Consider the following 13,295-nt stretch of genomic DNA (forward strand, 5'->3'; position numbering starts at 1 on the left):
AAGTTGGCTCTCAAATTTTAGACGCATGAGCAAGCTCATACTTGTTAACTAATATAGACTAGGTGATGTGGAAGAGATACATTTAGAGCAGTCGGCAAAATTGCAATACATATTACCGCAATAACTAGAAATGAGAAGGATCTATATGGTGATTATAGATTTTTCCAGATCTTGAAAACAATAAATAGACAGTAAATTAGAACTACTGCAAAAAAAACAAGAATAGCTACACTGGTTGCTTGACCATCGTAAACGTAGCTTGTTAAGCCGATAAAAATAGCCATGATAGAAGCTCTAATAAATGAAATTGCAGAAGAAGTTGTGCCTTTCATTTCAGGGAAAATATTTAATGATGCATTGAAAATGACTGCTTGACAAATTCCACAGCCAATACAAAAAATAGCCATAGACAGCGTTACTAAGTAGTAAGCACTGGGCATGATTATACTGAATATTAAAAGTGATAGGGATCCAATAGCAATTACGCCTGTACCGGAAATTACACACCAAATTGCTCCAAGTTTCTTTAAGATCTTACTGGAAAACAGGCTAATAAGTGAGAAGGACCCAACTATTGCACCTTGATGTAGTGCATAAATAGTGCTAGATAAACCAAAAGTCTTCATATACAGAAAAGGTCCACAAGTGATGAATGACATATAAGCGGCAGAAAAGAGACTCGGTACCAAAGACAACGTAACAAATCTCGGACTAGATAGTAATTTTCTGTAATCTTTCATCATTTTTTTCAAACTGAAAATATCGCGGTCCTTTTTTGTTTCTGGTAACAGAAAAAGCAGCAAAACCCAAGAGATTAAACAAAGTATTGCAACAGTTGCATAATTACCACGCCACCCTACAATTTCATTAATGAAACTGCCTAACACTGGCGCAATTGCCATGACAACTGTAAGAACAGAATTCATGATTCCAATAAATTTTACTGCTTTGTCGCCTTGATAGCTATCTGCAATTATGGCAAACACAACTACAGACGTGCTGACACCAATACCCTGAACAAAGCGAGAAATTAAAAGCCAAAAAATCGACGGTGCAAAAACACAACCAACAGCGCCGACGAGTAGCAAAGTATTACCTATGATCATAATCCTTCTTCTGCCATAACATTCAGACAATGGACCAAAAAATAACCCTCCTATGCAAAAGCCTAGGAAATTATAAGCAATAGTTAATTGAATTGTTCCTTCTGATACGTTAAAATAGCGCACCATATCAGGAAAACTAGGTACGGAAATGTCAATCTCAATGAACTTGGCAATTAGAGACAGGATTAACAGAAATGGTAGTAACATTTGAGATTTTTCATTAATGAATAAAAATATCACATTTAAAGCGTTGAAAGAAGAACATTTTTTACTGTTATTAAAATGGTTAGAAACACCTCACGTAAAGCTATGGTGGGATGCAGATATAAATTGGACACCAGAGTTAATTGAGAAAAAATATAGTACCTACATTAAGGGGTTCAAACGTTTGAAGTTTGAGACGCAAATTATTGAAAAACCGATGTATGCATTCATTATTAATTGTGACGCAGTTGATATTGGTTATATTCAATACTATAATAGGCAAGATTTTCCACCTGAACAAGGCTACGATACTTCAGAGCTTCCAGAAAGTTGTGCTGCTATAGACTGGTATATCGGAGAGCTGAATTATGTAGGTAAAGGAGTTGGTTCACAAGCTTTGAATATATTTTTAAACAAATTTGTCTTTAAAGTTTATGAGAATGCCTTTGTCGACCCAGGTATAGCAAATGTTTGTGCAATCCGTGTTTACGAAAAAGTTGGCTTTAAAAAAAAATTATGGAAAGTAATAGTGCGATTTTAATGATTAAGGCAAGAATTCCTGAGAACCATTCAAGATGAGTGTTTTTTCAACAATCTACCTAAATTACTACAAGTGGTTTATAAAAATATACAAGGAACTTTATACAAACTTAACATAATTTAATCATAAAAATATCATTATTAAGTCCTATATAAGAACAAATTTTGGCACTCAGTGAATCTTTTTTTAACTAACTATGAACTTGATTAATTGGAAAATAAATTTTACTTACTTTTACAATACCTTAAAATCTAATATCACTTTATCAGCAAAGATATCACAATAGGCTAGTATGTTCTTTACTCTTTTCCTCAAAATATTACCTATTTACATTACAATACTTATTGGTTACTTAGCAGGAAGATATCTTAAAATTGATAGAAATACTATATCTCAAATACTCTTTTATATAGCTAATCCAATAGTGATTTTATACGGAGTATCTCATACAGAAGTTAATTTAAAAGTAATTTCTCTGCCGATTTTGATATGGTTTATAGGTAGTACTATGTCCTTATCAGTGTATTATCTTTCTTCTTTTTTATTTAAGGACAACACGAGAAACATATTAGCGTTTAGCTCGGGCAGCACAAGTATGGGTTATTTTGGTCTACCGATTGCCATGGCTTTATTTGATGAAGATTCAGTGTCTGTGTATGTTGTCTGTTACATAGGAATGGCACTATTTGAAAATAGTTTGGGATTTTATATAGCTGCAAATGGTATCTATACTGCAAAAGAATGCGTATTAAAGTTACTCAAACTTCCCTCATTATATGCAATGATTCTAGGTTTCTTTTTAAGTATATATGATATACAAATACCCACTTTTTTGACAGATGTTATGATAAATATCAGAAGTACATTTATCACATTAGGAATGGTGCTGCTTGGAGTAAGTATTGCACAAATTACAAATTTTAAAGTAGATTGGAAGCTTGCCTTGACCACTATTGTAGCAAAGTACATATTCTGGCCGTCATTTGTTTTGGGAATTGTCTTGCTAGACAAGCATGTTACAGGTATATACGATGAAAGCATCTATAAAGCACTGATGTTACTGGCTATTATTCCGATTTCTGGATCCAGTATAATACTTGCTAATATTTTAAATTACCAACCAGATAAAGCTACTTTATTGCTCCTAATTAGTACTGCAGTGGGACTATTTTATGTTCCACTTATAATATCATTATTTTTTACTAAACTTGTCCCTTTTTGATCAAAAATTTAAGCGCTAGCCTATTCACAAAACTTGAATTTAGACTAGACTTCTTGGATAATCATAAAAGAAACTAATCCTTTTTTCCTCTCCTTTCTTATTTTTTTACACAGAATAGGAAGTTATCAATTGATGGAATTTTCGCAATAATGTCAATAGCAGTAAGATTTCCTACACCTTTTAGCAGGTCTATAGTTGAATTTGGATGTTCTATGAGCAGCAACAAATAAATGTAACTTGCCTTTTTCTATATGATGCTATTAACCGAATAGGTATTCGCTTGACATTTCCATATCTTTGTTATCATTAGTAATACTAAAGGGAAAACTAAACTTAGTAAGATTTGGAAGCATATTGTTGTTCTATGATTCACGTAATGCTGCTATGCCTTCGTTGCAGACGTTGTCATAAAGTAAATTAAATTCTTTAATATTTGAAAAACTACCACCCCTTAGCGCACTCATTAATATTATTTCACTTTCAACATCAATATCATTAGAAATTAAATCAAGTTTAATAAGATTTGGAAAGTTACCATTCTTTAACATTTAGTGATTGCTATTGAGCCTTCTGCGCCAATAATGCTAGAAGTTAATTTACACTCAGTAATATTTGGAAGATTAATATTCTCTAATGCTTCATTTAAAACTTCTTCGCACTGAGCATCAATATAACAATTAGATAAAGTCAAGCTTGTAATATTTTGCTTTTTCTGTAAAAAGTTTACTAGCTTTTCCATATATACATATAGATTATTTAACTCTAAGGTGTTACTATTAACATATTGATTAAAGTCAACTTCCATGGTTTCTGTAAGTTATAGAGCTGCTAATTATAGCATAAATTTAAATAATTGTCAACCTTATGAACAACTAACTTTACTTCTTTTTAACCTGATACCTATGCTTTGTTTCAAATTTCCATCAAAAAGTAACATTACCCCCTCCAGTCAACCTTTCTGCTTCATTTCGTGAAATCAATGCCTCAATAAATTCATCTAGTTCACCTTCTTTTATAATCTGTTCTAGTCGATGTGAAGTGAGATTAATTCTATGATCTGTTATTCTTGATTGTGGAAAGTTATAAGTTCTTATACGTTCAGAGCGATCTCCAGAACCAATTTGGCTTTTCCTCATTGTTGACCTTTCCATTTCTTTTTTTTGTCTTTCAATTTCGTATAGCCTTGCTCTCAACACTTTGAGCGCTTTAGCCTTATTTTTGTGCTGCGATTTTTCATCTTGCTGTATTACAACTATCCCTGTTGGCAAGTGGGTGACCCTTACTGCGCTGTCAGTTGTATTCACTGATTGCCCTCCAGGACCACTGGATCTATAAACATCTATGCGTAAATCTTTTTCTTCTATTTCAAAGTCAACCTCTTCTACTTCAGGTAATATTGCAACAGTAGCTGCGGAAGTGTGCAATCTTCCTGAGGATTCAGTTTCTGGCACTCTTTGTACTCTGTGCACCCCTGACTCAAATTTCAGTCTTGCAAAAACTTCTGTTCCATTAATGAGTGCAGAAGCTTCCTTATAGCCACCTATACCTGTATTAGAAATACTTATTGGCTCAAACTTCCAATTTCTTCTTTCTGCATATTTTTGATACATACGAAATAACATCGCTGCAAATAATGCTGCTTCTTCTCCGCCTGTGCCTGCTCTAATTTCTAATATTGCATTTCTTGAGTCATCTTCATCTTTGGGTAATAATGCCAACTTTAGTTTTGCTTTTACTTTCGGTAATAGTATCTTTTGCTTCTCAAGAAGTTCTTCTTTTGCTAACTCTTTTATATCACCATCGCTGTTCTCATCTTTCATGATTTCTTCTAAATCTGAAATTTCCTCTTTTAATATATTATATTCATCGATTATCTCGATAATTGGTCTGAGTTCAGAGTATTCCTTTGAAAAACTAACGAATTCTTTTTGACTCAAATTGGTAGGGTTTTCCAGATTTCTCTCTACATCAGAAAACTTTTTTTTTAAGTCTTGTAAATTATTCTCTATATCCATATAGTACAGGTCTAGTTTTCAGCTGTTTAAGTAAGTAATATATACTGAAATAAAAAATTTCTTATATCAAGCAATAACACTATAATTGTCTCGAATATTTCTACCTAAGTATAATGGCAAAACAGATAACATCAATCTGCAGCTTCATATTTGGAGCTTCAGACAAAAAATCATTACCAGATGAGTCGGCTCCAGAGATTGCATTTGCTGGTAGATCAAACGTAGGAAAATCAAGTTTAATCAACTTGCTGATAAACAGCAAAAAAGCTGCAAGAGTTTCTTCTAAACCTGGATGCACTAGACAAATAAATTTTTACTCTATGTACAATGATAAGTTTAGGATTGTCGACCTACCGGGTTATGGCTATTCTTGTGCAAGCAAGGAAGAAGCAGTACAATACTTAAACCTAATTGAGTACTATCTAATTCACAGGAGAAATCTAAAAAGAGTGTTTGTGCTTATAGATAGCAAGGTAGGATTAAAAGAAATAGACAAAGACTTTGTTTATTGGTTAATATGTAATAATATTAACTTTAATATTGTGCTAACAAAAATAGATAAAGTGAATCAGGAAAGTCTAGATGCTATTCTAGAAAATACTCAAAAGTGGGTTAATAATGAACATGTATCAATTCATCAAATAAGCATTCGTGTTAAGCATAAAATCACCAAGGTAAGAGATGAGTTTTTCAAATTTACAAGATAAAAAAATGAAAAGTGATGAATCTTTAAATGGTAAGATGCCATTGAAGGAAAAAACAGAAATATTATTTGAAGTTCTGTCTAACATACCTAAATTTGTAGGCGAAACTTTTATCATCAAATGCAGCAGTGTAATAATCTCAGATGAAACGCTGCTTAGTGCTTTTGCGCATAATGTTGTTCTGTTGAAACAGCTTGGTATAAATCCGGTGGTAGTTCATGACGGAGAATATGAAATTAACTTAGTGTTAAAAATGCTAGGTATGAATGATAAGTTTATAAATGGTGTCAGACTTACAGACAAAAGCACTATGAAAATCATTGAAATGGCACTGTGTGGTTCAATTAATAAAAAAATTGTTCAGCATATAAATTCTGCTGGTGGTTCAGCTATTGGACTATGTGGAAAAGATGGCAACCTCATAAAAGCTGAAAAGATAAGCACTACGCTTAGGGAAAATAGATTAAATAATATTGAAAAAATACTAGACATGGGATTTATCGGTAGACCAACTGAAATCAATCCTGATATATTATTCTTTATTGAAGAATCAGATTCTATACCAGTTATTGCACCTATCGGTTATGGAAAAAATGGAGAAACATATCATATTGATACTGATAGCACTGCAAGTGCAATTGCACTTGCAGTTTACGCATCTAAAATGATAATCTTGAGTGATACAGATGAAGAAATAAACAAAGTTGGCAATGGAAGAGTCTTGATTAAAAATTTAAAAGAATCGATTGATTGTGGAAAAATTAAAGGAGAAAAATTTGTTGAAAGGCTTATGTCATATACTAAAATGGTAGAAGAATGTGCAGGGGTTGTTCACATAGTTGATGGTAGAGTACCTAACATTATACTTGATTTATTTACTGAGAATAATTCAGGTATATCAATAATGGATGATTAATAGCTGTACTGCTTATAACCATATGAACATTGAAAATTTGGGAATAGCTTATGTCAAATTCCTATTCTCTTTTCCAGTTTTTTAGGGTTTTTTTTCTTGCAAGCATAATAGTTTCGTATACATAATTAAAGCAAATGGTATTTTTAGCTTGATAACAGAGGAAAATAAAGAGGGCTTGGGTGTAACACTCAAATAATGATTTACCTTATGGATACCGCTAGAAAAGTTGACTAAGGTATACAATTCTCTCTGCGTCAAGTTACTCAAGATATCGAATCTACAAACGCTTTGGATTGAGTGTGTTTGATCAATTTGAGTGCTTTAAATGAAGTATCCGTTCAGCAGAGTGGTTTAAGAAACGATAGATAGAAGATTGTGAAAAGGGTTTAGCCTCCTCTGTTTCCATGTTAAGTATAACGAAATTATTTGCTCAAGGAATGAGTTTCCTCGTTCTGATTGTGTAAAATATGAATTTTTGCGATAAACGACATAATGCCGTATTTGCCGTTCAGCGTGATTATTTGTCAGCGGAGTATTTTCTGGGTCATCTAAAAATTTCCACATCATTCTTTCAGATTTCAAAATATTCTTTGCAACTCGAGACGCTCCAATTGCTTCAGGTAAGCGAGATATTTCCTTCAAATAATACCTTGTACGTTTTCGCAATTTCTTGGCACGTCTAATAAATCTTGAAACATCTATCTCATTTTTTAGTAAAGCTTTTTTCAGTGCAAATAACTCAGTGGCTACATTTCTCAAGTAACAGCCCAGAACTTTAACTTCAAATTTCCAACTATGCGCTAATCTTTCAAAATCCCTTGCTAAGTGTGCCCAACAGATTTGCCTTCTTTCATCAGCAAAGTAGTTGTATGCTGCATATCTGTCGGTTACTACCAAGCTATTACGATTGCAGCATACACTATTTTTTAAAACTTTCATTCCCCTTGACTCTGTCAACTTCACAAAACTTGCCGTATTGCTTGCAAACATCCAACACCAAGCGAGTTTACCTTTGTTATAATGGCTCGTTTCATCAATATGTAGAACTTTACTCCTACTTATCTCTTGTTCGATCTGCTCATACATTTTTTTGCATTTTGAAGCAACTCTATGTTCACTATTTGATATGCTACCGACGCTTATGTTCAAATTGAAGATATCATTTATGATGCTAGCTACTTCGCGCTTTGAATTTTTATAAAACCCACTGAGTGCTGCAACTACTGACTTAACCCTTGGGCCAAATGTATCTGGCGTAACACCCTCTGGTAACTTGCTACTTCTTCTTTTTCCGCATCTCTGACAACGGCCATGTTCCAACTGATATTCCATTACATAAGCCTTAATCTCCGGAAGATCTACTTTCTGATGAATATAAGGTTTTTCGCATATTGCAATCTTCCCTCCGCATTCGCAAGTAGGTGACAACTCTATCTTTATCACCTCATCTGCTTCCATTTTAGCACGATAATTACCCTTATGCCCAACTTGACCACCAATCTTTCTTTCGCTTTTTGGCTTTTCCTTTTTCATTTTGTATAATTCTTTTGAATTGGGAATTGATGAGTTTTTTGAATTTAAACCTAGCCTTTCCTTTAATTCAGCGTTCTCTATCTTTAAAGCCTCATGCTCTGCTTTTAAACTTTCATTCTCTCTTTCCAATCTTTCTATTTTTGCTTCTAACTTTTCTATTTTTTGCTGTAAATTTTTGCAGAGTTCTAAAAGGTTTACCATATTACCTCATATTTACCCTATGATTATCTTTATTATCTTGCTTTGTCTACCTTATTTTGCCGCTCTGCTGAACGGACACTAAATGAAAGGCGAAAATTGAGCATACTACGCCTCTGTACACAGTATCTTTAATGCAAATGCCCATGTGATTCCATAGATAATCTCTGTTTTTTTATTTTATCTGTCCATTTATCATTCTCTATATCTTGTTTGTTGGTTGCTCTTTTTTCTTGCTCAACAATTGCCTTATCTATCTTCTGATGAATTGCATCAATTGCATTAATTGCATTTTTTTCTTTGTATACTTCGCTTTTTCCTTCAACAATTAAATTGGTAAAAATATTTACAACAAACTGCACTTGATTATGATTAACCTGACCTTTTATCGAAGAAGGTAAAGAGTTTAATTCCATCAATACTTCTGATGCTGTTTTATCTTGAGTGGAAAGCCCTAAATTATCTGCTACTTCACTTATTAATAACTCTCTGTTTTCTTTATTATCTTCCAATTTAGTATAATCACGCAGTAGATCCATAACTGCAGATACTCTGACTTCAATAATATCATCAACATCTTCACCTCCTAGAGCAACTCCTGATTCCAATAACTTCTCTCTGAGGTTTTTGCTTAAAAGATTAATAAATTCTTCATTTGCATCTGATCCTATGGTTGATATCGTACCATCTAAATAGTTATTTACTTTGATTTGAGTACCTAAGTCATGCTCTATTTGTATTTTTGTCTCATATTTAAATCCTAGTTCTGCACAGAATTTCTGAAAATATTCTTTAATAATGTCAAACAAGCTCTTGCCATTATCTTTATAGTTTTTTAGCTCTTCAGGAATAGTAAGTGATAACTTACCTTCTTTATATATTATACCATTTTTGCTATCTTGAGATTCAAGTGTGAATTCTAATGAGCTGGATAGGTCACATATTTTCTCTTTCGGATTGTTAAGCGTGGTTATAGGCATTGCCATATCAGACTTCACTTTTATGTGGTTGTGATCAGTGCAGTAAATGTTTAGCGCTTTTTTAGGACTATGTGGAATCAAGCTACAACTACTGAGTGCTGCATGAGATTCATTAAATATACCAGCTTCATACCCTGCTTGATTACAATTGGTGACTAGCTCTTCTAAAATAGCATTACTTGGAACTTCTGCCCCAGCGTACCTGAACATTTCCTTGAAAATTTCCTTTGCTAATGCACGATAATCTTTTTTGGAGAATAGATGATAAGAGCTTCTCCCTGCGTTATAAAATCTCTCAAATTCCTTTCTATATTCATCAATTTTTTTTTCATCAGCAACTGTAGGGCTATTACAATGATTTTCCCAAACTTCAGATAGTCTATCTTGATCAAGCTCCTTAAGTACTGGTTCCATAAAAGCTTTACCTTCTTCAGAGAGGTTATCAAAATTATCACGGTTAAAAATCTCATTTTTATAATCTTTAGCTCCTTCCTTAAATGCAATAATAAAATTTTTATCTATTTCTTTTTCATTAATAATAAAATTCATTCTTTGAAAATCTAAGAACATTGTTTCACCGGAATTCGCTAATTTATTATCTTGATCTGCTCTTAATTTACTAAAATTGAATTCTTTAGCTGTGGCCTTTAATCTAACTACCGGACTCTTCTTTGCCTCTTTCATAATTAACACCTTACTATAAATATGCTGTAAGTTGTACCATATAATGATGAATAATTTTATAATATATAAAAAAGTCGATAGTCTATTTCTTTATTTTAGGGATATAGGAAAGGCGTAGATTTCTCTTTTCATTTGTAGCATGCTGCATTAATATTTACGTATTAATCTAGAAAATAGTGATGAATAATATTGTAATTGTTGGTCTGCAATGGGGTGACGAAGGCAAGGGCAAAATAGTAGATTATCTTTCTGAGAATGCAGATGTAGTTGTGAGATTTCAGGGAGGAAATAATGCAGGGCACACTATAGTAATAGATGATGAGGTTTATAAATTAAATTTACTGCCCTCTGCTGTTTTGAGAGCGGACAAAATATCTATTATAGGAAACGGTGTTGCTCTTGATTCACATGCTCTAGTCTCAGAAATAGAGTCATTGAAAGTTAAAGGAGTGGACGTAAACTATAACAACTTGATGGTATCCGAGAGCTGTCCATTAATACTTAGCGTACATAAGGACAAGGAAAAGCTATTTGAAGATTTAAACGGAAATCACAAAATTGGTACAACAAACAAAGGGATAGGGCCATGTTATGAAGATAAAGTTGGCAGGAGAGCTATACGCCTTTGTGACTTAGAAAACACAGATGAGCTCAATCAAAGAGTGGATGCTCTCCTGAGTTACCATAATGCTATCAGAAAAGGACTTAACTACCAGGTAGTTAAAAAAGAAGAAATATTAAAGGAAATTCAAGAGATTTCAGAAAAAATTCTTTTATATAAAAAACCTGTGTGGAAGATACTAAATGATTTTATGAAAGAAGGTAAGAAAATAATATTTGAAGGCGCTCAAGGCGCATTTTTAGATATCGACCACGGAACTTACCCTTTTGTTACTTCAAGTAATACCGTAGCATCGCAAGCGATAACAGGCTCAGGATTATCCTACAATGCTCACATTATTGGTGTAGCAAAAGCGTATACAACAAGAGTGGGTAATGGTCCATTTCCTACTGAACAAAATAACGAGATTGGAGACAGCTTATTTTCTATAGGTAAGGAACTTGGAACAGTAAGCAATAGAAGAAGGCGCTGCGGATGGTTTGACGCAGTTTTAGTGCGCCAGGCCGTACAACTCTCTGGAGTTTCAAGCATTGTATTAACCAAATTAGATATTCTTGATTCTTTTGATACTATTAAAATAGGCACTGGTTATAAGTATGGCGGAAAAATGTATGATTATTTACCCGCATCACATTCAATACAAAAAGAATTAGAGCCAATATATGAAGAATTTCCTGGTTGGAAAGAGAAAACTCAAGGCAAAAGGTCAGTTAAGGAATTACCTGCAAATTTGATGAAATATGTGAGAAAAATAGAAGAATTAATAGGTGTACCAATTCATCTAATTTCAACTAGTCCCAATAGAGAGGATGTTATTAAGCTTAAAAATCTATGAAAACGTCTTGTTAACTTTTATCTAATAAAAAGCGATACTTGTGTGACTTCAAGCAATCTATTATGCAAAGTAGCAGTGTAAACGTACAGTGAGCAGTGTGATTTTTCTTAAATACATGTTGATTGTTATAATATAAACATAGTTAAAAGAGGCGTATTATGATTGCAGGTTTGACTAAGGGAGATAAAGCAGTAGATGCAGGAAAAATAGGTGATCAATTTGAAAAGCATTTTTGGTATCCGTTCAGCAGAGTGGTTTAAGAAACGATAGATAGAAGATTGTGAAAAGGGTTTAGCCTCCTCTGTTTCCATGTTAAGTATAACGAAATTATTTGCTCAAGGAATGAGTTTCCTCGTTCTGATTGTGTAAAATATGAATTTTTGCGATAAACGACATAATGCCGTATTTGCCGTTCAGCGTGATTATTTGTCAGCGGAGTATTTTCTGGGTCATCTAAAAATTTCCACATCATTCTTTCAGATTTCAAAATATTCTTTGCAACTCGAGACGCTCCAATTGCTTCAGGTAAGCGAGATATTTCCTTCAAATAATACCTTGTACGTTTTCGCAATTTCTTGGCACGTCTAATAAATCTTGAAACATCTATCTCATTTTTTAGTAAAGCTTTTTTCAGTGCAAATAACTCAGTGGCTACATTTCTCAAGTAACAGCCCAGAACTTTAACTTCAAATTTCCAACTATGCGCTAATCTTTCAAAATCCCTTGCTAAGTGTGCCCAACAGATTTGCCTTCTTTCATCAGCAAAGTAGTTGTATGCTGCATATCTGTCGGTTACTACCAAGCTATTACGATTGCAGCATACACTATTTTTTAAAACTTTCATTCCCCTTGACTCTGTCAACTTCACAAAACTTGCCGTATTGCTTGCAAACATCCAACACCAAGCGAGTTTACCTTTGTTATAATGGCTCGTTTCATCAATATGTAGAACTTTACTCCTACTTATCTCTTGTTCGATCTGCTCATACATTTTTTTGCATTTTGAAGCAACTCTATGTTCACTATTTGATATGCTACCGACGCTTATGTTCAAATTGAAGATATCATTTATGATGCTAGCTACTTCGCGCTTTGAATTTTTATAAAACCCACTGAGTGCTGCAACTACTGACTTAACCCTTGGGCCAAATGTATCTGGCGTAACACCCTCTGGTAACTTGCTACTTCTTCTTTTTCCGCATCTCTGACAACGGCCATGTTCCAACTGATATTCCATTACATAAGCCTTAATCTCCGGAAGATCTACTTTCTGATGAATATAAGGTTTTTCGCATATTGCAATCTTCCCTCCGCATTCGCAAGTAGGTGACAACTCTATCTTTATCACCTCATCTGCTTCCATTTTAGCACGATAATTACCCTTATGCCCAACTTGACCACCAATCTTTCTTTCGCTTTTTGGCTTTTCCTTTTTCATTTTGTATAATTCTTTTGAATTGGGAATTGATGAGTTTTTTGAATTTAAACCTAGCCTTTCCTTTAATTCAGCGTTCTCTATCTTTAAAGCCTCATGCTCTGCTTTTAAACTTTCATTCTCTCTTTCCAATCTTTCTATTTTTGCTTCTAACTTTTCTATTTTTTGCTGTAAATTTTTGCAGAGTTCTAAAAGGTTTACCATATTACCTCATATTTACCCTATGATTATCTTTATTATCTTGCTTTGTCTACCTTATTTTGCCGCTCTGCTGAACGGACACCATTTTTGTATCCGTTC

12 protein-coding genes are annotated in these 13,295 nt (G+C 33.5%); 5 read left to right on the top strand and 7 right to left on the bottom strand.

Annotated elements, in window-relative coordinates; genetic code table 11:
• Positions 1–152 precede the first annotated feature (152 nt).
• A complete protein-coding gene (locus ACE38P_RS00570) occupies positions 153–1,313 on the bottom strand; it encodes a multidrug effflux MFS transporter (protein WP_374699324.1) in 1,161 nt (386 codons plus the stop codon).
• A 16-nt stretch (positions 1,314–1,329) separates the two neighbouring features.
• Between ACE38P_RS00570 and ACE38P_RS00575 the strand changes: the two genes are divergently transcribed.
• Both ACE38P_RS00575 and ACE38P_RS00580 read left to right on the top strand, forming a co-directional pair.
• Positions 1,330–1,851 carry a GNAT family N-acetyltransferase gene (locus tag ACE38P_RS00575; RefSeq protein ID WP_374699325.1) on the top strand — a complete coding sequence of 174 codons (522 nt, stop codon included), beginning with the start codon at positions 1,330–1,332 and terminating at the stop codon, positions 1,849–1,851.
• A gap of 292 nt (positions 1,852–2,143) precedes the next feature.
• Positions 2,144–3,073, top strand: coding sequence for an AEC family transporter (locus ACE38P_RS00580; protein WP_064125222.1), 930 nt, complete (start codon positions 2,144–2,146; stop codon positions 3,071–3,073).
• A 362-nt stretch (positions 3,074–3,435) separates the two neighbouring features.
• Here ACE38P_RS00580 and ACE38P_RS00585 read toward each other — a convergent pair whose 3' ends face one another.
• From ACE38P_RS00585 to prfA, 3 genes are all read right to left on the bottom strand, one after another.
• Complete coding sequence (locus ACE38P_RS00585; protein WP_264375589.1) at positions 3,436–3,621, bottom strand: hypothetical protein; 186 nt, start codon at positions 3,619–3,621, stop codon at positions 3,436–3,438.
• Positions 3,615–3,812 carry a hypothetical protein gene (locus ACE38P_RS00590; RefSeq protein WP_374699326.1) on the bottom strand — a complete coding sequence of 66 codons (198 nt, stop codon included), beginning with the start codon at positions 3,810–3,812 and terminating at the stop codon, positions 3,615–3,617. Before ACE38P_RS00590 ends, ACE38P_RS00585 begins: the two co-directional genes overlap by 7 nt.
• Before the next feature lie 184 nt (positions 3,813–3,996).
• Positions 3,997–5,088, bottom strand: a complete 1,092-nt coding sequence (gene prfA / locus ACE38P_RS00595; RefSeq protein WP_010401258.1) for a peptide chain release factor 1 — start codon at positions 5,086–5,088, stop codon at positions 3,997–3,999.
• Positions 5,089–5,198: 110 nt separating this feature from the next.
• Here prfA and yihA point away from each other — a divergent pair, with 110 nt between their 5' ends.
• Complete coding sequence (gene yihA, locus ACE38P_RS00600) at positions 5,199–5,795, top strand: ribosome biogenesis GTP-binding protein YihA/YsxC (protein ID WP_369800778.1); 597 nt, start codon at positions 5,199–5,201, stop codon at positions 5,793–5,795.
• A complete protein-coding gene (argB, locus tag ACE38P_RS00605) occupies positions 5,770–6,708 on the top strand; it encodes an acetylglutamate kinase (protein WP_017531630.1) in 939 nt (312 codons plus the stop codon). Before yihA ends, argB begins: the two co-directional genes overlap by 26 nt.
• 351 nt (positions 6,709–7,059) lie before the next feature.
• Here the strand turns inward: argB and tnpC (ACE38P_RS00610) are convergent, their stop codons facing one another.
• Together tnpC (ACE38P_RS00610) and ACE38P_RS00615 are read right to left on the bottom strand one after the other, a co-directional pair.
• The gene (gene tnpC, locus ACE38P_RS00610) at positions 7,060–8,442 is read right to left on the bottom strand and encodes an IS66 family transposase (protein ID WP_374699286.1); all 1,383 of its coding nucleotides are present in this window, start codon (positions 8,440–8,442) and stop codon (positions 7,060–7,062) included.
• Between the two features lie 128 nt (positions 8,443–8,570).
• The gene (locus ACE38P_RS00615) at positions 8,571–10,103 is read right to left on the bottom strand and encodes a hypothetical protein (RefSeq protein WP_007302823.1); all 1,533 of its coding nucleotides are present in this window, start codon (positions 10,101–10,103) and stop codon (positions 8,571–8,573) included.
• Between the two features lie 179 nt (positions 10,104–10,282).
• On the opposite strand from ACE38P_RS00615, the gene ACE38P_RS00620 reads away from it, so the two are divergent.
• On the top strand, positions 10,283–11,560 hold the full coding sequence (locus ACE38P_RS00620) for an adenylosuccinate synthase (protein WP_010401253.1): 1,278 nt from the start codon (positions 10,283–10,285) through the stop codon (positions 11,558–11,560).
• A 256-nt stretch (positions 11,561–11,816) separates the two neighbouring features.
• On the opposite strand, the gene tnpC (ACE38P_RS00625) is transcribed toward ACE38P_RS00620, so the two are convergent.
• On the bottom strand, positions 11,817–13,199 hold the full coding sequence (tnpC, locus tag ACE38P_RS00625; protein WP_374699286.1) for an IS66 family transposase: 1,383 nt from the start codon (positions 13,197–13,199) through the stop codon (positions 11,817–11,819).
• Between the last annotated feature and the right edge of the window lie 96 nt (positions 13,200–13,295).

The sequence above is a fragment of the Wolbachia endosymbiont (group A) of Limnophora tigrina genome, assembly GCF_964263225.1.
Taxonomy (GTDB): Bacteria; Pseudomonadota; Alphaproteobacteria; order Rickettsiales; family Anaplasmataceae; genus Wolbachia.

Bases quoted from the DNA above. Each gene is read 5' to 3' on its own strand.
- ACE38P_RS00570 (WP_374699324.1), bottom strand. From the start codon at position 1,313: ATGTTACTACCATTTCTGTTAATCCTGTCTCTAATTGCCAAGTTCATT.
- ACE38P_RS00575 (WP_374699325.1), top strand. From the start codon at position 1,330: ATGAATAAAAATATCACATTTAAAGCGTTGAAAGAAGAACATTTTTTA.
- ACE38P_RS00580 (WP_064125222.1), top strand. From the start codon at position 2,144: ATGTTCTTTACTCTTTTCCTCAAAATATTACCTATTTACATTACAATA.
- ACE38P_RS00585 (WP_264375589.1), bottom strand. From the start codon at position 3,621: ATGTTAAAGAATGGTAACTTTCCAAATCTTATTAAACTTGATTTAATT.
- ACE38P_RS00590 (WP_374699326.1), bottom strand. From the start codon at position 3,812: ATGGAAAAGCTAGTAAACTTTTTACAGAAAAAGCAAAATATTACAAGC.
- prfA (WP_010401258.1), bottom strand. From the start codon at position 5,088: ATGGATATAGAGAATAATTTACAAGACTTAAAAAAAAAGTTTTCTGAT.
- argB (WP_017531630.1), top strand. From the start codon at position 5,770: ATGAGTTTTTCAAATTTACAAGATAAAAAAATGAAAAGTGATGAATCT.
- tnpC (WP_374699286.1), bottom strand. From the start codon at position 8,442: ATGGTAAACCTTTTAGAACTCTGCAAAAATTTACAGCAAAAAATAGAA.
- ACE38P_RS00615 (WP_007302823.1), bottom strand. From the start codon at position 10,103: ATGAAAGAGGCAAAGAAGAGTCCGGTAGTTAGATTAAAGGCCACAGCT.
- ACE38P_RS00620 (WP_010401253.1), top strand. From the start codon at position 10,283: ATGAATAATATTGTAATTGTTGGTCTGCAATGGGGTGACGAAGGCAAG.
- tnpC (WP_374699286.1), bottom strand. From the start codon at position 13,199: ATGGTAAACCTTTTAGAACTCTGCAAAAATTTACAGCAAAAAATAGAA.